This window comes from Zavarzinella sp. (genome assembly GCA_041399155.1).
Taxonomy (GTDB): Bacteria; Planctomycetota; Planctomycetia; order Gemmatales; family Gemmataceae; genus JAWKTI01.
Map to the genome: position 1 here is coordinate 1 of JAWKTI010000008.1, position 23262 is coordinate 23262.

Annotated in this window: 11 protein-coding genes; 9 read left to right on the plus strand and 2 right to left on the minus strand. The window is 51.9% G+C overall.

Annotation, left to right across the window (positions count from 1 at the left end):
- Together R3B84_24475 and R3B84_24480 are read right to left on the minus strand one after the other, a co-directional pair.
- Positions 1-10388: SdrD B-like domain-containing protein (locus tag R3B84_24475; protein ID MEZ6143733.1), on the minus strand; the 10388-nt coding region annotated here is incomplete at its 3' end.
- A gap of 362 nt (positions 10389-10750) precedes the next feature.
- Positions 10751-11230 carry a YfbM family protein gene (locus R3B84_24480; GenBank protein MEZ6143734.1) on the minus strand — a complete coding sequence of 160 codons (480 nt, stop codon included), beginning with the start codon at positions 11228-11230 and terminating at the stop codon, positions 10751-10753.
- Positions 11231-11789: 559 nt separating this feature from the next.
- On the opposite strand from R3B84_24480, the gene R3B84_24485 reads away from it, so the two are divergent.
- The 9 genes from R3B84_24485 to R3B84_24525 all read left to right on the plus strand — a co-directional run bounded on the left by R3B84_24485 (position 11790) and on the right by R3B84_24525 (position 23141).
- Positions 11790-13562: a prenyltransferase/squalene oxidase repeat-containing protein gene (locus R3B84_24485; GenBank protein ID MEZ6143735.1), complete on the plus strand. Its 1773-nt coding sequence runs from the start codon at positions 11790-11792 to the stop codon at positions 13560-13562.
- A 3-nt stretch (positions 13563-13565) separates the two neighbouring features.
- Complete coding sequence (locus R3B84_24490; GenBank protein MEZ6143736.1) at positions 13566-14957, plus strand: hypothetical protein; 1392 nt, start codon at positions 13566-13568, stop codon at positions 14955-14957.
- Positions 14958-15179: 222 nt separating this feature from the next.
- Entirely contained in the window at positions 15180-15662 is a 483-nt protein-coding gene (locus R3B84_24495) for a helix-turn-helix domain-containing protein (GenBank protein ID MEZ6143737.1), read from the plus strand.
- Entirely contained in the window at positions 15659-16228 is a 570-nt protein-coding gene (locus R3B84_24500) for a PIN domain-containing protein (GenBank protein MEZ6143738.1), read from the plus strand. Before R3B84_24495 ends, R3B84_24500 begins: the two co-directional genes overlap by 4 nt.
- 413 nt (positions 16229-16641) lie before the next feature.
- Positions 16642-16938 (plus strand): co-chaperone GroES, encoded by a 297-nt coding sequence (locus R3B84_24505; protein MEZ6143739.1) that lies wholly within the window; start codon positions 16642-16644, stop codon positions 16936-16938.
- A 58-nt stretch (positions 16939-16996) separates the two neighbouring features.
- Positions 16997-18631 (plus strand): chaperonin GroEL, encoded by a 1635-nt coding sequence (gene groL, locus R3B84_24510; protein ID MEZ6143740.1) that lies wholly within the window; start codon positions 16997-16999, stop codon positions 18629-18631.
- 280 nt (positions 18632-18911) lie between these two features.
- Positions 18912-20243: a sulfatase gene (locus R3B84_24515; protein ID MEZ6143741.1), complete on the plus strand. Its 1332-nt coding sequence runs from the start codon at positions 18912-18914 to the stop codon at positions 20241-20243.
- A 28-nt stretch (positions 20244-20271) separates the two neighbouring features.
- Positions 20272-21618, plus strand: coding sequence for a sulfatase (locus R3B84_24520; GenBank protein MEZ6143742.1), 1347 nt, complete (start codon positions 20272-20274; stop codon positions 21616-21618).
- Between the two features lie 89 nt (positions 21619-21707).
- Positions 21708-23141, plus strand: coding sequence for a hypothetical protein (locus R3B84_24525; GenBank protein MEZ6143743.1), 1434 nt, complete (start codon positions 21708-21710; stop codon positions 23139-23141).
- The last annotated feature ends 121 nt before the right edge of the window (positions 23142-23262 follow it).

Genomic DNA, 23262 nt, shown 5'->3' on the forward strand with positions numbered 1-23262 from the left:
AAGTCCAGGGTATTGTTCGTGGTGCCGGGGGTGACTGCAAACGGATTCGTCTGCACCACGCCACCAGTTCCGAGCGTACCCACAACCACACCGTTGTCATCGTTGTCGATGCCATCGTTCGGCGTGGTGCTGGTTGTGGTGCTGGACTGGAAGCCCGCCAGTGGGTTGCCCACGTTGAAGTTCGTCGCACTGATCTGCACCTGGTAGTTGCCCGCACCCAGATTGCTGAAGCTGTACAGTCCGCCGCCAGCGGTTGTGGTGGTGACCAGTGGTGTGCCGGTGCCATCCAGCAGCACCACTTCCACGTTGTCGATCCCCACTTCACCCACATCCAGCAGGCCGTTGTTGTTCAGATCGTTGAAAATCGTGTTACCGATCGTCGATGGCAGGAAAACACCCATGTCCGCTGCCAGGTTCGACTGATTGTCTGGCGTGGTGGGGTCGTTATTGGGATTTTCGCCCGTCGGTTCGGTGTTATCCAGCACCACCGCCACGGTGCGGATCACCCCGCCGGCACCGAGGGTGCCCACGATCGTGCCGTTGTCGTCGCCATCCACATTACTGGTGTTCGCGTTCGCACCTGGTTCGAATGGTCCCGTCAGCGAACCATTCAGGCCGGTGCTGCTGGTGAAGCCCGCCAGCGGATTCCCCACGTTGAAGTTCGGTGCGGAAACCTCGATCACATAACTGCCCGCAGCCAGCCCACTGAACAGGTACAGACCCTGGGCATTCGTCGTCGTGGTCTGCAGAGCGGTCGTGCCGGCAGCATCGTACAGAATCACTTCGACTTCATTGATCCCCAATTCACCCACGTCCTGAATGCCGTTGTTGTTCAGATCGTTGAACACCACGTTCCCCAGCGACTGCGTGCGGTATACCCCAAAATCGACTGCCAGGTTCGACCGATCATCCGGTGTGGCAGGATCGTTGTTGGGTGTTTCACCTGTCGGCTGCACACCCTGCAGCAGGAAAGTGGGTGTTTCAATGAAGCCACCCGAACCCAGCGTGCCGGTGGTAGTACCGTTATCATCGTTGTCGACGTTGCTGGTACCAGGTACTGGCGTCCCCGCACCTTCAAAGGCGTTCGCTGCACCCGTGCTGGAGCGGTAACCCACCAACGCACCGGCAAGGTTAAAGTTTGCCGCACTCAACCGAACGCGGTATTCCGCTGGTGCCAGCCCGGTAAACAGGTACTGGCCGTTTGCATCGGTTGTTGTGGTCGCAATCCCGGTGCCCGTGCCATTGAGCAGTACCACTTCGACGCCACTGATGCCGTTTTCACCGACATCCTGCACACCGTTGTTGTTCACATCGTCGAATACCAGGTTCCCTATCGACAGAGCGCCGAACAGCCCGAAGTCCAGCGTGTTGTTCGTGGTACCAGGGGTGACTGCAAACGGATTCGTCTGCACCACGCCACCAGTCCCCAGCGTACCCACCACAATCCCGTTGTCATCGTTGTCGATGCCATCGTTCGGCGTGGTGCTGGTTGGGGTGCTCGACTGGAAGCCCGCCAGTGGGTTGCCCACGTTGAAGTTCGTGGCACTGATCTGCACCTGGTAGTTACCTGCACCAAGGTTACTGAAGCTGTACAGCCCGCCGCCAGCGGTTGTGGTCGTGACCAGTGGCGTGCCCGTGCCGTCCAGCAGCACCACTTCCACGTTGTCGATGCCCACTTCACTCACATCCAGCAGGCCGTTGTTGTTCAGATCGTTGAAAATCGTGTTACCGATCGTCGATGGCAGGAAAACACCCATGTCCGCTGCCAGATTCGACTGATTGTCTGGCGTGGTGGGGTCGTTATTGGGATTTTCACCCGTCGGTTCGGTGTTATCCAGTACCACCGCCACGGTGCGGATCACCCCGCCGGCACCGAGGGTGCCCACGATCGTACCGTTGTCGTCGCCATCCACATTACTGGTGTTCGCGTTCGCACCTGGTTCGAATGGTCCCGTCAGCGAACCATTCAGGCCGGTGCTGCTGGTGAAATTCTCTAACACATTACCAGCATTGAAGTTCGGTGCAGAAACCTCGATCACATAACTGCCCGCAGCCAGCCCACTGAACAGGTACAGCCCCTGGGCATTCGTCGTCGTGGTCTGCAGAGCGGTGGTGCCTGCAGCATCGTACAGGATCACTTCTACCTCATTGATCCCCACTTCACCCACATCCTGAAGGCCGTTGTTGTTCAGATCGTTAAAAATGGAGTTGCCGACGGAAGTTCCCAGAAACAGGCCTGCATCGATCGTACCGTTGATTTCGCCATCAGCCAGTGTGATCGTGTTCGTTCTTCCTGTGGTAGCACTGGCGTCACTATCATTGGCAGGTGTCGCACCGACTGCAATAGTGTTCTGAGGGGACCGTTGATAAGTGAGTGTACCATCCGTATTCCCAAACGCTAACTGGTAGTTTCCTGCAACGAGACCGTTAAAGCTGTATGCTCCCCCACCGGCAGTGGTGGTTTGAGCAATCACCTGATCATCAAGGGTATTGAACACACCATCGAGGCCTGCTTGAAGCAGACTGACCTGCACACCGTCCAGACCAGGTTCACCACCTTGCTGAATGCCATCACCATTCAGGTCGTTCCACACAAAGTCGCCGATGCTGGCCGTCCCACGGTAGCCGAAATCCTGCAACAGATTGGTCTGTCCGGGTGCTAATGTCAGGGCAGACTGATTCGGGGTGATGAATGGCCCGTTGAGAGGATCATCGTTGTCGAATGTCTGCACCGTAAAACCCGCGGGTGGGGTGACGGTTACTCGATACGGACTATTCGGCAGATTTGCCGGTAAACCAGTCAGTTGGTAGGTGCCACTGGCATTGGTGGTTGTGGTAAAGACGATCTGGTCACCTGTATCGCCAGCGTCGCCAGGGAATAGCCCATCCGCACCTGCAAAGGTAACTGTGACGACAGCGTTGGCAATTCCAGGTTCAAAAATACTGGGGCCGTTTTCACGAATGCCATTGCCATTGACATCATACCACACGGTGTCACCGATCGTGGCGTTGCCCTGGTAGCCAAAATCCACATTCAGCAGATTCTGGCCAATATTCAGGAACACCTGAGGCTGGGCATTGGGATCGAGCACTGCATCGTTAATGGAATCAGTCAGATTGACGTTGGCTGGTACTCCGCCCGACCCACCTGTGGCAGAAACCTGCACCGAATAATTCCCACTGGGAAGATTGCCAAACAGATAATTCGGCTGGCTTGCCAATGCCGGGTTCGTGGTAGTGACGGTGCCGATAGTGATATCGTTGCCATTGCCGATCGTGTCGCTGTTGAATCCACCCCAAACCAGGGTAACCTGAACACCGGGCAGGTTGGGATCACCAGTATCCTGCACCCCATCTCCATCCAGATCCATATAGACCCGATCACCAATGCTGCCTGTCCCACGCAGACCGAAATCGGCATCGGTGACTGTCTGCTGTTGCACAACAGTTCTGTTCTGGAACACTGGCGTCGTATTGGTGGTCAATGCAGAGGGAGCAGTGAGAGGATTTACCTGAACGCGGTACAAACCTGGCAGCAGATTATCAAACGTATAATTTCCCGTAGCATCAGTGGTGATCGAGGCTACCGGCGTGGTCAATTCCGTACCATTAAATACCCCATCTGTTCCCGAATAGAAGAGTTGCAACTGCACTCCAGGGATTCCAGGCTCGCCGGGGTCCTGGATACCGTCACCATCGATATCAAACCAGACGAAATCACCAATTGAGGCGGGCAAGGTATATCCTGCATCGATGCTGTTGTCTGTCTGACCTGCAGTCAAAGTGATCGGGGCTGTTTGTCCGGAAGTCTGTGCAGGATTGCTGTCAGTGGCTGGAGTTCCCAATGTAGAGTTTTGTGTTACTCTCAGATAAGTATTGGTACCATCATTGTTCCCAAACGTCAGCGTGTACGTGCCTGGACGGAGGTTGTTGAATGAGTACGCACCACCAACTCCTGAAGTAGTGGTGGCATTCACCGTATTCCCTGCGTTATCTGTACCAGTCAATTGAATGGAAATCCCAACGATCCCTGGTTCACCAGTGTCCTGAACACCGTTTCCATTCGTGTCATTCCAGACAAAATTACCGATCGAAGCGGGAATCAATTCGCCAAAATTGTAATTGACTGCGTTCGCATTGGAATCGAGTGGGATCACAATGGTGGCAATTTGATCCCCGGTTGGCGGCAATGCCGACCCACCGAACAGGTTGCCTGGGGTATCAATGCCATCCACAAAACCCGCTGGCTGGGTTTCCTGCGTGATCGTATAACCCTGGGCATTGCTGGGTCGAAGGTTCGAGAAGGAGTACTGGCCGGTGCTGGTGGTCAGCAGCACATTCACTGCATTGCCTAAGTGGTCGGTGCCTGTCAATCGCAGATTCACCGCACTGGTAATCAGGGTTTCGCCCGCACCGGGTTCAAAAATACCGTTATTATTCAGATCGGTGTAGATATTACCGCTGATCGAGTTGGTATTCACTGTCACGTTCGTTGTCGAACTGGTGGTACCCGGTCGACTGACGGTGGGGTCAGGATCGGGCGAACTGCGGAACGTGGTGGTGGCAGTATTGGGAATGGCGCTTCCCGGAGTAACTGCACCGGCAGCAGGTGGGCCAACAACGGTTGCCTGGTACTGAACCACAATTTCATCGAGAATTGCTGGCGAAACCGGGCTGGAAGGATGATCCAGCCATGGTGCGGTAATCGTAACCGTATTGCCCGCAGTGCTGACCACTGGGGGTGTCCAGCCAGGGCTGGTGTAATTCGGTGCCGATACCACCGTGGGGGTGCCAGTCAGTTGCAGGCCCGCTGGCAGGGTATCGGTAATCGATAGCCCATAAGCGATCCCTGTTGAAGTGGGAGCATGGCGTACCGTCACCTGGTAGGTAACTGTACCATTGGCATCCAGCGTCGAATCCCCCACCACTGTTTTGATCACTTCGAGTTGTGGCTGAACCACTTCAACGTTGGCATTGGCGGTAATATTACCATTTGGATAGGTCAGTGTGGCATTATTGGTCAATGCCAGGCCTGCGACGTTCGCAGCATTGTTGATGACCTGAGCCACCACTTCAACAACTACCTGATCTGCCGCAGTCACCACACCATCCGGGGTGTTGGTAATCGTACCAAAGTTGAATGTCGTGAGATCGTTGTTGGTGTCTGCGTTGGTATCAGATGCCACTCCGCTGGCACCCACCGCGAGTGCCGAGCCAGAAAGGTTCGCACCCAGTGAGACGACCTGGGAAGACACCACACGCATCACTCCCTGAGCACCCACAGGAAGTTGATCGGTCAGAGAAATCTGATTGGTTCCTTCTGGCAGCACTACCGTCATGCGGTAGGTCACCGTTTCACCAATCGCAGCGTCCACCACCGTGGGATTAAACTGATTCGAAGTGGTTTCCGCAATCGAAGTCCCAAATACTGCTTTCGTCAAGGTTGGTACAGCAATCGGTGTGTTGTGGGTGTCGTTATCGGTGTAATCGTTCGGCGTTCCGGGAGTATTGTCGCCGGTTCGTTCACCCGTGGTGGTTCCCGGTGTACCGGGTGTGGTGCTGCCAGTGGGGTTCGCAGGTGTCCCGTTCGGGCCAGGCAAGCTGGTGTAGGTTACGGTTGCCGTGTTTGCGATGTTCGCACCTGGTACCACCGCGGTGGTGAGAATCACATCATAAAAGATCGAAATGGCATCGTTCGGCAGAACCTGATCGATACTCACATCGACTGTCGTGGCGGTAGAACTGTTGGTGAATCCAGTGGTAATCGGAACGCCATTTCGGAATACACGGATACTGCCCAGATCGAGCGTCATATTCGCTGTGGGTGGGGTATCGGTCAGGCGGACATTGTAGGCGGTGGCAATATTCGCCGCAGGCCCGTTCGTGAAGGTATTTCGGAAACGGACCCGATCACCAGCATCGTGGGGCTGATTATCCAGCGTAATATCATCCAGCAGCACAGCCACTTTATCAACATTGGTAATGTTGGGCTCAGCCACAGTGATCACCGCAGGACCAGACGGTGTACCTGGCGTACCATTGACTACCACACTGTACGTGTTTGATAGAGAAGTACCTGCCTGATTTCCTGCAACGTTCAGAACCAGCGCATTGAATTCGATGACAACGAATTCCAGGTTGGCATCGTTCTCGGTGTTGGTCAGTGAGCCAAAATCGAAGGTAACATCCGTCCCGTTACCAAATGGCCCACCCAGAATGGCACCGGCTGGAATCACAAACTGGGGAATAATCGAATTCAGTGTGCTTTCATCCCCCACCTGGAATAAGGCGGGTGGGTTGGGATCCGCATCTGTAATTGTGGAAGATGTGACAGTACCAAGTGTATTCGATACAAACGCAATGGTGGCGGTACCATCATTCAGAAATTGCATACCAGCCGGCATCTGATCTACAAACTGCATGGTGGTGCTGGTACTTTCTGGCACACGCGACAGCAGTCGATAGCGGACAATTTCTCCCACAACCACTGAATCTGCGGCCGTGGTGGCTGTTTCGGAAGTATTCGTAAATTGTTTGACCACTTCCACTGCCTGAATGGTGTGGGTGGCAGGATTGGTTGCGGTGTAGTCGTTGATTCCACCTGCCCCAGTCCGTTCGACAGAATTCGCATTAAAGGTCGAACGAGGGCCGGGAGTGCCATCCAGACTGCTCCAGGACGTAGATGCAGTGTTCGTAATGGTTTGCGAAGGTACCACACTGGGGCTGATGGTGCCATTGACCGTCAACGTAATGGTGCGGGTATTGTTCACAAGCAGATCAAAACTGGTTCCTGTCAATGTCCGTAGCGTCCAGCCCGCAACATTATCCCCCACCAGTTCGAAATCAGCTGCCGTAACGGTGCCGGTAGAGTCTACCACCGTGAAGGTGGGATTGATAATGGTGGAACCACCTGCAAAGATCGGCAACGGATCGTTGAAAGTGACATCAAATGCATCGGCAGTGCTGTTATTCGCACCAGAAGGATTACTCAGCACAATGGTGTAACTGACGGGGTCGTTGGCATCCCCTACCGTGCCTGTACCATTCACCAGCACTGTTTTGTTGACGACCACACGTGGTTCAATAATCAATGTGTTGGGTGCAGATGCGGTGATGGCACCAGGAGCACCAGTGAACGTCAAGGATGCACTATTGTTGACGTTCGTCCCACCCTGGGCATTATTGACGTTCAACGGCACTGCGGTGTAGGTAATGGTGATTGTTTCTGCTACCGAATTATCGGTATTGGAATTGGTGATATTCCCCAGATTGAATGTCACCACCTGTCCACTGGACGTGACCACCGGAGTTAACGATCCAGAAATTGCCAAACCAGGAGATAAGGTGGTCGAAACAATATCCACAAATGCCAACTGGCTATCCAGTGTATCGGTTAATACGGCGTTCGGTGTGACCCCTTCCGGAACAGTAACTGTCACGGTATAGGTAATCAGTTCACCAATCACCGCTTCAGAAATCGTGTTGAATGTGTTGACAATTTCTGTGCCGTTTCGCACTTTCGTTAAGGCGAGATTTCGGATCTGTACGGTGGCATCGTTCGTCAGATCGGTGGCGGTAAAATCAGGCCCGGCTTCCGAGTTGGCATAATTGAACAGCGTGGCGGTGTTCGTAATCTGCTGGGCAGGTGTCACTCCCTGCGAAATCAGATCGTAGGTAATCACCAGAATATTACTGCCATCGGTCACGGGGTTACCGTTTACAACTCCAGCACCCAGCGCACCGGTGGCACCATCGGTCAGTTCAATGCCCCCAACACCGGAAAAGAAAGATCCGTTGGTGGTAAATGCCAGCAGATTGCCCGCACCATCGGTGACCCGCAGATTCACTCCTTCCGCACCCACGCCAGTGGGGACAAAACCAGTGGGGATCAGATCTCGCAGCCGAATGTCAAATGCGCCCTGTGAGCTGGTGCCGATATTTTCCACAACGACCGCAAAAGTAACCAGATCGGCGTTATCAATGTTCGATAAATTGCTGTTAATTGGGTTGGAAGCAAGATTGGTGGAATTGATGGTTCCAGCAAAGCGTGCGCCTGCGGTACCAGGTGCGTTAAAGGTAACAGGTCCCACGGTGGTGGGGGCAAACACCCCTGCAGCATTCGAGGTTGCCACAACACCTTTCTGGATACCCAGAATCGAAGGCTGTTCCAGCACCACCTGGGTGATACTGGCACTGCTGACAATCGTGGTGGTAGAGGTTTCGCCAGTGTATTCCACCTGATTGGTATGCAACAATTCATCTGCAAAAGGCAGATTGGTTACTGTTACCGTAAACACCAGATCGATTACACCCGGCTGGTTGGCTGGGTCGTTGGCATCGCCGTACTGCAACTGCACCATGTTTTCGGTCAGATTCACACTCAGCGTGGGAGTCACCCCTGGATACAAAACGCTGTAAGTATCTGTGGGCAACAATCTTACGGTGCCTGCAGGTGGGGGAACCGCACTTTGGGTGTAATCCAGCGTGGTTACTTCTGCCGCATTGAAAATGGGCAGGGGCAGATAATCGCGGATGAACGTATTTAACTGGTCAGAAGTGATATATTCATACCGAATTCGGTATGTCACTGTATCACCGGGTTCAATCCGGTTTGACGTGAATCCGGTATTTCCATTGATCGCATAGATCGATTTCTGGATATCCGGTTCGGGAATAGAAACACCTGCACTACTGTTATCCGCTTCCCGCTGTCCGTTCTGTGGGAAGCCTGCGGTATTTGTCAGTACCGCACCATCAATATTGACCACATTATTCAGTGAATCACCCTGGGTGACGTTTGTGGGACCGGGATCATCCGTATATTGGTCCTGAATCACTGCTCGAAATGTCAGCGTTCCCGTCGTGGGGCCATCACCAGGTGCAGCGACAATCGCACCAGTGGTAGGATTGACCAACCCACCCAGCAGGTTGCCGTTCAAAATCCCTCGGCTGATCATTTCATCGGAAACACGAAAACTGATCGTCGTGGTGCCGTCATTAGCTGCTGGATCGACTACGAAAATCGGAGGGGTTGCGGCCGCGCCGGTAAAATTCTGCGAAACGGTGTAATTTGCAGCATTCAGTGCCACCGGTGGGAGGGTGAATGTATTCCCGTTGATTGTCAGCGTGGGCACGAACGTCTCATCAAAGCGCAGACCATCCTGGATCGTATCCGTGATCACCAGATCGTTAAATGCAAAGAAATCGGATACCTGGAAATTGACAGCATATTCCAGCACATCGCCAGGTGACGTACCTGTCGCACCTGCGTTGACAACGGTTGCTACCGATTTCTGGGTGGCAATCGATTTTAAGGTCAATTCATGCTCTGGTCCGGGTGGGTCGATAGTCACCAACGTGGTGCCATCGCGAACATCCAGCGGATCCCAGGTGCCACTGGCAGAGGCATTGTTGGCTGCCAGCACATCATCCCCGGTGGTGGGGTTCAATACAGAATTACTACCCGCATCCAACTGTGGGGCAAAAAATGAGAATAACAGTTCCGCATCATTGTCTGCTGCGGTTCCGACAACCGTATTCAATTCCCGAATCAGCGAACCGCCTGGGGTGGCACCCGGTGTGGCAACGGGCGTAATGGTAGTGGTACCATTGCCCGTAACACTATCTACCTGCACATATTGCAGATTATCGGGTAATAAATCGGCAATCTGCAGATTGGAAATTGTCTGACCGTTCGCCACATCCACCGTAATGCGGTACTGCCGCACAAAATTCGGACCGGTCGCTGTTTCATTTTCCGGTCCAATATACGTTTTTGTTAAGGTCATCACCACGGGAGTTGTGCTGGCCGTACTCACCCCACTCAGCAACGGATTATCGGTGGTGGGGTTGTTCAGGGGGTCGCTGCCAAAGCGAAAGCCCCCCTGGGCTGCCACCTGCAGTGGGACGTTGGCATCCGCCAGGTTACTGACAGTACCAGTAACTTCAATTTGCAGATCTGGTTGATCTGGCACAATACTGCCAAACGGCAGTTGGATGACTAATAATTGATCCCCCGGTCCAAATCCAGGTGGTGGGGTTATTACACGTGGATTTCCGGCAGCATCCAGTGCAAATGGGTGGTTCTGCGGTCCTGCGGTTAATGTAATGGTACTTGTCGTCAGCGGTGCACCACTATACGTGGCAGCAACATTTGTAAGACCATCGTTGCCATCCGCACCCGTAGCTGGGATAAACAGGTCGATGTACGGCCCATAACCTGTATCGAGCAGGTCGGCGTTATCAAAATCGACTGTGAAAGAAATATCCGATCCAATCAATGCCGTTGAAGGCATATCCAGGATCGTAACCACTGGGTTTGCAACAGGATTGACCCGTTCTTCGAGAGAATTCAATTGCAAACGAGTATCACGCTTCCGTGGTGTCATTCTTCTAACCTGTTTGAGACAATAGCGAATTTGGATAAGCTGGCGAACAAGCCGCACTAGGAGAATTTACACCGATTCTTGTGAGTGACAAAATGAAATCTGTGTTCTCATCAGAATTTCCCGCTTAGAAACTGCCCTGAACGGTGCATGCCGAAAAGTTTACTAAATATAACAACAGTGATATATAGCTGGCTAAAAATATAACTTGATGTTGAAGGCGATTAAGTTTCGTGTAAAATAATCACATGTAATTAATTGATCGGACAGGTAATGGAGTATTCGTGGCTTGGGCATTCTGCCCCTGTTGGTTCCCACGGTTGAAAAGTTGAATTGTGAGAACTTACCGGGTGGGGAGCGTTCAATTACATCATCGCCACCAGCAATGCCTGTCCTTTACCTGCGGCACGCACGATTAACTCTCTCGTCGCTCGAAAATAATCGGTGTATTCTTCCAGCAAATCCTCGAGCGGCTCATCCCAGATCTGTGGGTAAATCTCATTTTCTTCTAATAAATTGAGATCAAACCTCTGTGCGAAATGATCATCACTAAAGTCACCCAGTTGGCCATTGATTTCTACAACATCTTCAGGCTTGATGATGCGTGCGGCCCCGTAACCAATATCTTCACCAACTTCCTGCCCACCACCCAGAATGAAGTTTAATGGGGGATCACCTTCCCACGCAGTGCCGGTAAGAGTGAAATGGATCCCATGCCAGCTTTTTTCAAGCGAGACCTGATCGATATTGCCATCATCCAGCAAATTTTCGATCATTTCCGGGTTGGCAATCGCCTGCCGGGCAGCATCGGCAGAGATTGCATACAGCACGCACGTCATACTCATCGCGAGGATTCCTGCAACTTTGGGTGGAGCACTTTGAATGCACCCTAGAACACAGCCAAAGCAGAAATTAAGAAGAAATTATTTTTTTCATCATTCGGGTGGCTGAGTGTAGATAACTATTCGTTTTCATCACCAGTAAAGACCAGTTGATTGTCCCGCTGCAGTTGCCCTTCCGAACCATTTCGACTTTGTGGGTGATAGCAATTTTGCAAAAATTCACAAAAAAGTTGTTGCTGACGCAACTCACTTCCAGATAAACAGTTGTGGCAATTTTGTTGCAAAAAAACTCGGCCCAGCAACAGAAAAATTGCCAATATTCGACTGTTCGAGGATATATTAATATAGCATGGAAATAATTCCATGCTTTGAAATGATTGTTGGGTTGCCTGCTTGTTGAAAATTTCCCCCAGGTTTCTTGGGTTTGAAATCTGGCTGATTGGGCATCCAATTTGAAGAAGCTTGTCATTTCAGGAGAACAATGGAGAAAATCTTTCATGAAATATCACTTGTACCGCCAAGGTACCAATTCTGGCGAAATCTGCTATCGTAGCCAAAAAAGATGATCACCAGGGAACAGATCGATGCTGCGTGGCAGACCGTCCGCACCACATTGCTGGAGCAACGGGTGCCCAGTGGGCATTGGGAAGGGGAACTTTCCAGTTCTGCGTTGTCAACTGCCACAGCAGTGGTGGCACTCTCCTTTTCTGGTCCAAAATACCAGCACCTCATTCAATCTGGCCTGGATTGGCTGATTCAGAACCAGAATTCTGACGGTGGGTGGGGCGATACCACAAAAAGTTTCAGCAATATTTCCACCACGATGCTGTGCTACGCTGCCTTCAAACGCAATCCACACCCCGCCAGTGGTGCGGCAATGGCACAGTGCGAGCAATGGCTTTCAAGTTATGGCAGCACACCAGAGGAATTGGCGGAAGCAATTCGAGCTCGTTACGGCAAAGACCGCACCTTCAGCGTGCCGATTCTGATGATGGCTGCGTTGGCGAACCTCATTTCCTGGCGGGAAGTGCCCCGTCTGCCGTTCGAATTGGCTGCACTGCCCAGTTCGTGGTATCGGTTTGCCCGCCTGCCAGTGGTCAGTTACGCACTGCCCGCCCTGATTGCGATTGGCCAGACTGTCCAGGCTCACCGTGGGAGTTGGAATCCCATCTCCAGCACCATCCGCTGGTGGTGCCGAAACCGTACCCTGCGAAAGTTACGCACCATCCAGCCGACCAGTGGGGGTTATCTGGAAGCCACGCCACTGACCAGTTTCGTGGTGATGTCGCTGGCCAGCTTACCGTATCGCACAACGGATTCTGAAGCGGTGATGGCTGCGGGCCTTCAGTTTCTGGAAGATTCGGTGCGACCCGATGGCAGTTGGCCGATTGATACGAATCTGGCCATCTGGGTAACTACATTGTCGGTAAATGCCCTGGCTGCGGGGAACGATCTGCCCACGGAAACGGAACGCGCACCACTGTTTGACTGGATTGCCGACCAGCAGACACGAACAAGGCACCCATACACCGATGCAGACCCAGGTGGCTGGGGCTGGACCGATTTTTCCGGCAGCGTACCCGATGCCGATGACACCCCAGGTGCCTGGCTGGCACTGATGAATCTGGATGCCAATCGTGGGGTAGAGGCAATTGCCCGACCGGAGTGGTTGCTGAATCTGCAGAATACCGATGGGGGCTGGCCCACCTTCTGCCGTGGCTGGGGCACATTACCGTTCGACCGCAGTGGGGCAGATTTAACAGCCCACGCAATTCGGGCTTTGAACCGATATTGTCAGCTTCAGCCCAATTCCCCCCACGCCAGCCGCATGAAGCGTGCAGTAGAACGTGGGTTTCGCTATCTTGCCCGCCAGCAGGCAGCAGATGGTTCGTGGCTGCCACTTTGGTTTGGGAATCAGCACGCACCGGACGACATCAATCCGGTGTATGGCACCTCCCGCGTGTTGGCCTGCTATCTGGAAGCAGATGGCACCACCGACCCTGCATATCAACGTGGAGTAGCGTTTTTAATGAAGTTCCAAAACAGTGATGGTGGCTGGGGCGGTGCGGCAAACACACCAAGCACTGTTGAAGAAACGGCGTTGGCCCTGGATGTGCTGGTGCGGGCAGTACCCACAGAACATCCCACCATTCAGAATGGTTATCAGTATCTGCTGCAACAGATTGCTGAGGAAAGCTGGACCACCCCATCGCCAATCGGTTTCTATTTTGCGAAACTATGGTACTTTGAAAAAATGTACCCACTGGTCTATGTATCTACTGCCATTGGCCGCCTTCGAATACTCATGCAATCTTCAAGCACCGTACCTGGGTAACAAATGCTGAAAACAACTCTCGCTCTCTTTGCTGTTCTCTGGATCAATGTGGTCTGCTTCGCCCAGCCATCGCGATATGAACTGGGTCGGCGAATGCACGACTTTGAAGTAGCGTGGGATCAGCCGGGCATCGATGCTGCCGGGAAAAAGCGGGCTGCGGTGCTTGTGAACGATGCCGTACAAAGTTTCTTTCGCCTGAACCTGACCAAAGCCGGCCAATTGATGGATCAGGCACGCCATTCACTCCGATCTGCAGAGCCAGCAAGCCCCACCACGCAGTGGGCAGAATCGTTGACTTTTGAACTTCCCAGCCGCGTCTTCGATACCGAAACCAAATCAATCGAAGCGACCTTGGTGCCGTTCTACAAAACTGAACTCGACATCCCCGCCAAGGCCAAAGCGGTCTTTCTGTTCGAGCAAACTCCTCTGGTGACTGCAGCAATCAGCAAATTGCCACAGCCAATTTCAATCCCCATATCACTGAAGGATGATGCAGATAAACAACTCCACCTTCATGTGGTGGTGGACGGCAAAGTGCTGTTTCGCCGCGCCATCAGCATCAGTTTTCTGGTAAACAAGGCAAAACGATTACAGGCAGCAGATGACGCACTGCTGGCGATGCCAGAATTGCCTGCGTTAGAAGCAAATACCGCTGCCCACCTGGTGCGGTTAATCAAGGCAGGTGATCGCACGCCTGAAACCGATATGCCCTACGCGCGTTTTCTCAGTGAAATCGAAACAATTCTGAAAACAAAATCGCCCTACTACACCCCCGAACGTGGGGGAGAATTCTGGCTGAAACTGCCAATTGAGAAACGCACTGTTACGGTGCGAGTGGCTGTCCCGCAGAAGGCAAAACCGCCCATGCCGGTGGTGCTGGCTCTGCATGGTGCCGGTGGCAGCGAAAATCTGTTTTTTGATGGCTATGGCAACGGCATCACCATTCGTGAAGCCACCAGACGGGGCTGGTTCATCGTTGCCACGAATGCCGGTGGTCTGTTTGGTACGGGCGGTGCCCCACCGATCGATCAGATTGTCGAGGTATTGGCGAAGCGTTATCCCCTGGATACCAGCAAAATTTTCGTAGTGGGCCATTCGATGGGTGCGGCCCACACCATTTCGCTGGCACAGCAAACCAAACTGAAATTAACCGCCATCGCCGCACTGGGAGGTGGGGGGAATGTGCGTCAGCCGGAGAAATTCGCGAAACTGCCCACGTTCATTGGCTGTGGGAAGGATGATTTTCTGCTGAACGGTGCCCGCAGCCTGAAAACCAGCCTCGAAAAATCTCCCACCGTGGAATACCGGGAATACGATGATATCGAACATCTGCTGATTGTGCGGGAAGCCACCCCAGACGTGTACCGCTTTTTTGAAAAGCAGTTGCAGAAGTAAAGTTCCTCGCTGCAGGCGCAAACTCCATTTCATGTAGCAAAGCCGCACGATTCAGACCAATTCAGGCAAAAAACCTTGCGCTCAGCATTTTGGCGTAGATTCCGTGATGAAAACGGAATTGACAATTGCGTTTGCTTCGTCTGCTGCGTTTATTGCGTTTAGATGCTATCATGAAGAGATGGCAACGCGTGTCAGCTACCTGACAGAGATGGGAATCAACGGATGACAATTACACTTGAAGAACGATTGGAAACTGTTGCACCCACGCCGGAGGAAACAGCTCTGGCGCAGGAAAGCAGTCGCCAACTGGTGCGATTGCTGGGGAAAAGTAAGGCACGAACCGAGTTCAAACTGCGTATAGGTTCCGATTCTGATCAAGAAGAGACGGTGTCGATACCTGTTTCGGCATTTCGCCTTTTGAACGATATTCTGACGCAGATGGCACAGGGGAATGCCGTCACCATTATTCCGATACATGCGGAACTGACTACCCAACAGGCGGCAGATATTCTCAACGTATCGCGACCATTTCTGATCGAGCAACTGGACAAGAACGTGATTCCTTTTCGCAAAGTGGGAACGCACCGACGCATTCTGTTCCAGGATTTGATGGTATATAAGCGGGAAACAGATCGCCAGCGACTGGAAGCGTTGGAAAAACTCACTCAACAAGCGGAAGAACTAGGGATGGGGTACGAGGCTTGAGCCACTTTACGGTTGTTTACGATGCCTGTGTGCTCTATCCAGCACCGTTGCGTGATTTTCTGATGCACTTAGCCCTAACCGACCTGTTCCGGGCAAAATGGAGTGCGATGATACACGACGAGTGGATACGTAGCGTATTGCGAGACCGCCCCGATCTGAAGCCCGAACAGTTACAGCGAACCCGCGACCTGATGGATGCCCACGTTCGTGATTGTCTGGTCACTGGTTTTGAAGATTTGATTCCTTCTTTGCAACTTCCTGATGAGAACGATCGGCATGTGATGGCAGCAGCCATTCGCGCAGGTGCAGATGTTATCGTGACATTCAACGCACGGGACTTTCCAGTTGCCAGCCTTCAACCCTACGGCATTGAAACACTTCACCCGGACGCGTTTTTGAATTATCAACTGGATCTGGCACCAAATATCGTCTGCACCGCCGCAAAAAAACACCGTGCCAGTTTGAAAAAGTGCCCCAAAACGGTAAGTGAATATTTAACAACGCTGGAAGCACAGGGATTAGCACAAACAGTTGCTGAACTACGAAAATACTCTGAATTAATTTAATTCAAATGACTGACCAAGTACAAAATGTACCTGGTCGAGTTTGAGATTTTCGACGGTGGCACACTGATTAACGTTTGGGATTGGATGTGTGAAACCAACCTGGCACAACAACCAAAGTTAGATTGAGTGATTGAAGTTGAAAAAGGCGAAGAAATGCCTCCTCACCAGCAAGAACAAGTTCGTTGGGTATTGCCTTCATAAATGAGCAATTATTCATAATCTGGCAGACTGCCAAAAAGACAGTCTCGCCACGGTGGGGGTGGCGAATCCTGTCATTTTGGGCTCGATTTTATTTCGCTCGATATTCCTAAACCCCTGTCAAACAACACTTTACGAATAATAATTTCTCTTTGGCACAAAAATTGCACACATCTCCAGCAGATTATTTGAATCTTTTCGGTGGAGTATATTGCATGGCCATCCAGCCACTTGATGACAGAATCCTGGTTCAGCGAGAAACCAGCGAAACAAAAACTGCCGGCGGTATTCTGCTGCCGGATAACGCACGTGAAAAACCACAGAAAGGCAAAGTGCTGGCTGTGGGTCCGGGCAAAATGAAAAAAGATGGCACTCGCGCTGCCATGCAGGTCAAAGTAGGCGATACCGTCCTCTTTACTTCATGGGCAGGTGACGAAGTGAAGCAACAAGTTGCCACTTCCGATGAGCACCTGATTATGCGGGAAGACGACGTGCTGGCAGTGATCGAATAATTTCCACCCGATAATAATTTATTCACAAGTATTTACTAGATAAGAGGTTACAACGAATATGAGCGCGAAGCAGATTGCATTTGATCAGGAAGCCCGTGAAGCTATGAAACGGGGCGTTTCCAAACTGGCCAAAGCCGTGAAAGTGACCCTCGGACCGAAAGGCCGCAACGTCATTATCCAGAAATCGTTTGGTTCCCCCACCGTTACCAAAGACGGTGTCACCGTGGCACGGGAAATCGAACTGGAAGACAAATACGAAAACATGGGTGCCCGTATGGTGCGTGAAGTTGCCAGCAAAACTTCCGATACCGCTGGCGATGGCACCACCACCGCAACGGTGCTGGCAGAAGCCATTTACAACGAAGGCCTGAAAGCAGTGGTCTCCGGCGTCAACCCCATGCTGATGAAGCGTGGGATTGAAAAAGCCGTTGAAGACATCGTTGCCGCTGTTAAAGCAATGGCCATTCCTGTCAAGAACGAACTCGACCTCGAAAACGTAGCCACCATCGCAGCCAACAACGACAATGTGATCGGCAAAATCATTGCCGGTGCCATGGCCAAAGTGGGCAAAGATGGCGTGCTGACCGTGGAAGAAGGTAAAACCCTCGAAACCAACCACGAGTTTGTGGAAGGGATGCAGTTCGATCGTGGCTACATCTCCCCTTACTTCGTGACCGATGCCGAATCGATGGAATGCGAATTGGATGAACCATACATCCTCGTGTTCGAAAAGAAGATCGGTTCGATTCGCGATCTCGCACCCGTACTGGAAGAAGTGCTGCGCCAAGGCAAAGCTATCCTGATTATCTGCGAAGATGTGGAAGGTGATGCTCTTGCCGCACTGGTGGTTAACAAGATCCGCCAGCCTGGCGTCTTCAAGTGTGCCGCAGTCAAGGCACCTGGTTACGGCGATCGCCGTAAAGCAATGCTGGAAGACATTGCCATTCTGACCGGTGGCCGGGCGATCTTCGAAGATCTGGGCGTGAAACTGGAAAACGTCAAAATTGGCGACCTGGGCCGTGCCAAGAAAGTGAAGATCGACAAAGACAACACTACCATCATTGAAGGTGAAGGCAAGAAAGAAGCCATTCAGGCTCGTATTGCCATGATCCAGCGTGAACTCGACAAGAGCACCAGCGATTACGACCGCGAAAAGCTGTCGGAACGGATTGCCAAACTGTCCGGTGGTGTGGCCAAGATCAACGTTGGCGGTGCGACCGAAAGCGAAGTGAAAGAAAAGAAAATGCGTGTGGAAGACGCAATGCACGCCACCCGCGCTGCGAATCAGGAAGGGATCCTGCCAGGTGGGGGCATTGCACTGCTGCGTGCCACTGCCAGCCTGAAACCATCCGGCCTGAGCCACGACGAAGAAGTGGGTTACAACATTGTGCTGCGGGCCTGCAAAGCACCAATCACTCAGATTGCGTTCAATGCAGGTGTTGATGGCAACATCGTTGCAGCCAAAGTGCTGGAAAACAGCTCCCCCACCTTCGGCTACGATGCACGTAACGATAAATACGTCGATATGATTCAAGCCGGTATCATCGACCCAGCCAAAGTGGTTCGCAGCACCATTCAGAACGCAGCCAGCGTTTCTACCTTGCTGCTGACCTCGGATGCTCTGGTGGCAGACGCACCCAAGGACGATGAGAAGAAGAAAGGCGGCGGCGAAGGCTACGACGACATGTACTAAGAAATGATCCAGATTCGTGGGATGAAAGCATTTCTTTAGATCCCACATTTTTGGGTTATTGCGTCTCCCTTATTCAACATTTTCGATTGGTTTTTCAATCAATTTCAGGCACAAATTCATCAAGCATTGCAATGGTCTGTGCCATGTGATTTGATTTTCATGGACTGATCATTCCCGCTGTGGTATGTTTCAATACAAGATCATCACCCCCACCTGACCTGTTAACATTGTGCATCGTTTGGTGGCCAATTGAAGTTACAAACATTGTGCAGGCAACCTCATGAAATATTTTGGAATTGTGTTCGCTTTTCACACGTTGCTGATGCTGGGGACTGCCCAGGGTCAGGTTCGGCCAAATATCGTATTGATCGTGGGCGACGATATGGGCTATGCAGATGTTGGTTTTCAAGGCTGCAAAGATATTCCTACTCCACATATCGATGCACTCGCAAAAACGGGTGTTGCCTTCACTAGTGGCTATGTTACTGGGCCATATTGCTCCCCCACTCGGGCTGGATTGCTGAGTGGGCGATATCAGACTCGTTTCGGTCACGAGTTTAACCCCGCAGGAAAAGGCCCAAAGCAAGGGTTGCCTGTCGCAGAAAAAACAGTTGCCGATCGACTGAAATCAGCAGGCTACCGCACCGGGATGGTAGGCAAATGGCACTTAGGGAATTCTCCAGAGCATCACCCACAGAAACGTGGTTTTGATGACTTTTATGGTTTTCTTGGTGGGGCCCACGATTACTTTCGCCCCATGGGGATCTTGCGTGGAACGGAACCTGCTGGTGACAATACCTACCTGACAGATGCAATTGCTCGCGAATCGGTAGCATTTATCAAAGCAAATCAAACAAAGCCGTTTTTCTTATACGTCACCTTTAATGCAGTTCACACTCCAATGCAGGCAGACGATCCAAGACTGAATAAGTTTGCCTCCATTGCTGATAAAAACCGCCGCACATACGCAGCCATGATGAGCGCCATGGACGATGCAGTAGGTTCAATCTCAAAGACATTAACTGATCTGAAATTATCGGAAAATACTCTGGTGATGTTTATCAGTGATAACGGTGGCCCGACAATGAAAGGCGTTACTGTCAATGCCTCCAACAATGCCCCTCTCCGAGGGTCGAAACGCACCACGCTGGAAGGTGGGATCCGAGTGCCATTTATTCTTAACTGGCCAGGCAAACTATCACCGGCTAAAGACGATCGCCCGGTAATCCAGCTTGACCTGCATGCCACATCTCTCGCGATTGCAGGCATCACACCAAAAGAAGACTGGAAACTGGAAGGTGTAAACTTACTGCCTTATCTGCTGGAGAAAGACAAAGCGACAGAAATACCCCACGAGGCCTTGTACTGGCGATTTGGAAAACAGATGGCAATCCGTCGTGGTGATTGGAAACTGGTGCGTTATGATCTTGCTGCAGAGGGAAAGAGTGGCCTCTCTGCTGCAAAGCTATACCACTTGAAGCAGGACATTGGTGAAACAATCGATCTTGCTTCGAAAGAATCAGATAAAGTAAAGGAGCTGCAATCGGCCTGGGATACGTGGAACAAATCGAATATCGCCCCACTGTGGGGATCCCCTGGGCCTGTTCAATAAACTGCCTCTGGAGTGACGGATACTATCTATGCGACACATAATTCTCTTAGCATTTTTCTTCCAAAGCATCCTGGCTATTCCAGCAGCAGATCTACCAGAGAAGCCAAACATCGTGGTGTTTTTATCCGATGATCATGGCCAGTTGGATAGCACCCCATACGGTGCCAAAGATGTTCGCACTCCAGAAATGCAGGCACTTGCAGATGCGGGATGTGTGATGACAAACGCCTTTGTTGCATCGCCCAGTTGTGCTCCCAGCCGAGCGGCACTGCTGACTGGATTAATGCCCGCTAGAAATGGAGCCGAAGCCAATCATTCGTTTAAGAAAGATGATGTTGGTTCGTTGCCAGAAGTTTTAAGAAAAGCAGGATATGAAACCGCAGCGTTCGGTAAAGTAGCCCACAATGTAATGGATGCCAGGAGGCACGGCTTCGACCAGATCAATAAACTGCACGATGTCAGTGCGGTGGCAGACTTTCTCGCAACACGCACTTCGAAAAAGCCCCTGGCACTGTTTGTGGGCACGCCACAACCGCATGTTCCGTGGGCGAAAAAAAGTGCATATGATCCCAGAAAAATTACCCTGCCACCCACTTCCATAGATACTGCTCTCACACGCGAATTTCGAACACGGTACTACGCTGACATTTCTATTGCTGACCGGGAACTGGGTGAAACAAGACAACTGGTGAAAAAATATCTTGGTGATGCCTGCCTGTTCCTTTACACATCTGACCACGGTGCACAATGGCCATTTGGCAAATGGAACCTGTACGATGCTGGAATACGTGTACCACTCATTCTGGAATGGCCTGGAGTTATCAAAGCTGGTACCCGTTCCGATGCCATCGTTCAATGGACAGATCTTTTGCCAACTTTAATTGAAGTGGCAGGCGGGAAAGTTCCCGATAAGCTCGATGGTCAATCTTTCCTGCAAGTTATCCTTGGGAAAAAATCAACGCACCGAGATCGCATTTTTGCAACGCACTCCGGAGATGGCGATATGAATGTGACTCCGATGCGATGCTTACGAAAGGATGGTTATAAGTATATTCTGAACCTCTATCCACAGCACGAATACAGCACGCATATCGACCGTGGGCCGGTCCCGGACCGCGATGGTGTTCCCTATTGGGAATCATGGGTGACCAAAGCAGAACATGATCCTGCGGCGGCAACTATTGTGCAGCGCTATCGGCGGCGTCCTGCAGAAGAGTTGTACGACTTAAAACAAGACCCACACGAGATGAATAATCTGGCTGGTGTCGCAGAATATACCAAGCACCTGCAAACGATGCGGCAGGAATTGAATGAATGGATGATTTCTCAGAATGACAGCAAAAAATTCTTTGGAAAACCAAGGTTATTCAAGTAACCTGCGATTGACCTGGAAGTTCAGACTTGCACATCGATTATGCACTAAACTAATCATTAAGTAGATTTTCACTGCGAAGCGGTACAACCATGGCACCTCTCAAGAATTACCAGAGTTTCAAGAACCTCCCACCGTTAGCGGGGCTGGCATCATTTGCAGAAGCCAGCAAACCAGGCATGTCGGTGGAGCAGTGCACGGACAGATTAAAGCGTTTTCACTTTATTTTCCGTCGCCTGCACGAAATCCTGATCAGCAAAATCCCATCGCAGCCGATTTACGAACTGAAATCGGGCTTTGCCCACCATGCCTATCTGTGTGCAGAACATGTGCAGGCACTCCGCACCCGAATTGGTGAAATGCGTGAACCACCCCTGGGGCTGGACAAAATCCCCCACGATGGGCTGGAAATGCTGATGAAGGAGATTCAGTGTGCTCCCAACACTGCGGAACTGCTGATCGGCATCTATGAAGTGGTGATTCCGAACCTGCTCGGTGCGATCACTCGTTATATGGACGAAACCAATCGCTTGACCGATGCACCCAGTGTGCGGGTGCTGCGATTTGCCCATCTGGAACTGCTGGATCTGATCGAATACGGCGAACATGCCATTGCTGCGGTCGTGGAAGAAGAAGACCGCACCGCTTCCAAACATTGGGAGGCCGTTTTACAGGATTGCCTGGATGCGGCGGGGTCAATTGATGGCAGTGGCAGCACAGGGCCAGTGCCGCACGCCATTTATTCCCAGGCTGGCTTTCGCTATGATCCCGTCCCACAGCGGGATGAGCGATTTGAAGATCTCTGGAATCAGGGTGTTAATGCGGAAGCCTTTATTTACGATCCCACCCTGCCTGCGAAGCCTAAAACGCTGATGATGCTGTTCAAACGGCTGCGGGAGATCGATGTGCCGGAAATGATGTCCAGCATCATCTACGAAACCAAAGGAAAACCGTGGGAATACTACCGTGATATGACCCGCCAACTGTGGGATGAGGCCCGCCACGCCATGATGGGTGAAGTGGGCTTTGTCGCACAGGGGGTAGACTGGAAACTGGCACGCATCACCTTCAACTGGTCGATGCGGCTGAACACGGAATGCACCGCACAGGAACGCCACGCAGTGTTGTATTTCATCGAACAGGGATTGATGACCAGAACCGGAAAACGGTATGAATGGGAAGTGGCCCAGGAGTCTGGTGTGCCACTGATGGCGACAATCCAGGATTTCGACTGGGCCGATGAGGTGTTGCATGCCGCAATTGGCCGCACCTGGTATGTACCGGAATTTGAGAATCTCCACCAGGCACTGGCGTATGGCGATGAATGCTGGTCTCGGATTTTAAGCAACTGGGAAGAAGTGCGGGATTCCGGCCTCACCGAGCACCACAACTGGTGGCCATCGCTTTATCGCAATGCTTGCCAGGCGTGGGGAATTCAACCAGACCCACAGGTAGAGCAGTTTGATATCGATTACAATGGTGCCCGCGCCGACCTGAAGTCGATTCAGGCCGGCTCCAATGGGTAATAATTAATTCCCTGGGTTCTGTTTCAAGTCACCATAGGCTTAGAAAGTTGACACTTTCGTAGAAGAAAGCAAGGCTTCCCGCTTTCGAGAAAATGACGGCTGCAGGAATTGGCAGCAGGTT